The sequence below is a fragment of the Vibrio sp. Vb0304 genome, assembly GCF_033338995.1.
Taxonomy (GTDB): Bacteria; Pseudomonadota; Gammaproteobacteria; order Enterobacterales; family Vibrionaceae; genus Vibrio; species Vibrio alginolyticus.
Genome location: NZ_JAWOTT010000238.1, coordinates 1 through 1,177 on the forward strand (window position 1 = coordinate 1; position 1,177 = coordinate 1,177).

At 43.0% G+C, this 1,177-nt stretch carries 2 protein-coding genes; one reads left to right on the plus strand and one right to left on the minus strand.

What is annotated here, in order from left to right; all coding sequences use genetic code 11:
* Nucleotides 1–786 (minus strand): LysR family transcriptional regulator ArgP (locus tag R7P35_RS25285; protein WP_318093152.1); only part of this gene is annotated, 786 nt, incomplete at its 3' end.
* A gap of 138 nt (nt 787–924) precedes the next feature.
* Between R7P35_RS25285 and R7P35_RS25290 the strand changes: the two genes are divergently transcribed.
* A partial coding sequence (locus R7P35_RS25290) for a LysE/ArgO family amino acid transporter (protein ID WP_318093153.1) occupies nt 925–1,177 on the plus strand: 253 nt, incomplete at its 3' end.

Here is a 1,177-nt window from a genome sequence, read left to right on the forward strand (position 1 = left end):
GCCAGGCGTAATATCAATTAACAAGCCTTGCTCTAGCTCATCAGTAATTTGCAGACGAGGGATCAAACAATATGCCACTCCAGCTAACGCCATTTTGAGAAAAGCCTCTGAGCTGCTGATGTTGTGATGAATCACGCTATCAGGACGCACATTGAAATGCTCCGTGAGAAACTTTTTATGTAAGTCATCATACTGATCGTAGGAAACCGCTGGCGCCTTTGCTAAGGTCTGATTGTTTACACCTTCAGAAAAGTAACGCTGATAAAACTCAGGGTTAGCCACACAAACGTAATCAATTCGTCCTAAGTAATCGGCGCGACAATTTAGTATCGCTTGAGACTCTAAACTGATCGCCCCTGCGACCTCACCACTTTTCAGTTTTGCTATTGACCGTGATTCACCGTAAATCGTCAGCTTCAACTCTACTTGACGAGTTTTCATGACGTCTTGCAAAGCTGGCAGTAACCACGTTGCCAAACTGTCGGCGTTAGTAGCCAAAGACAGTTGCACTGGACGCGTTGTAGTATCGTTTTTGATCTCAGGTAAAATTTCGTGCTCTAGCAACCGAACTCGGCGGTAAAGCCCCAATAGTTTTTTCCCAATGGGAGTTGGCTTGGGTGGCTGCTCTCGAATTAACACAGGTTGCGCCAAGAATTTTTCGAGCTGTTTAATACGCTGCGAAATGGCAGATTGTGAGACAAACAGATGCTCAGCAGCTCGTTCAAAACTGCCTTGATAAACAACGGCATCCAAGGCTTCTATCCATTTGTAATCCAACCCTCGCATTCACGTTCTCCCAAAAAACAACACCAAACCGTTAAATAAGTAACTCTAATAATATATTAAAATCATTAATTATACTTATTTAACCAAAGCCATTATCTTTCCCCTCTCTGTCGTTTTCTTAATTATTTGAGGTGTATTGTGAGCTTTTGGGTTTTATTGCAAGGATTTGGTTTAGGGGCATCGATGATCATTCCGATCGGAGCACAAAATGCGTATGTCTTGAATCAAGGCATAAAACGCAATCACCACCTGACGACAGCCACTATTTGTAGCGTCCTAGATATGATCTTCATTTCTCTAGGTATCTTTGGTGGTGGTGCAATTCTGTCTCAAAATGAAATCCTACTGACATCGGTGACGCTTGGTGGTATTGCCTTCCTGAGCTTCTATG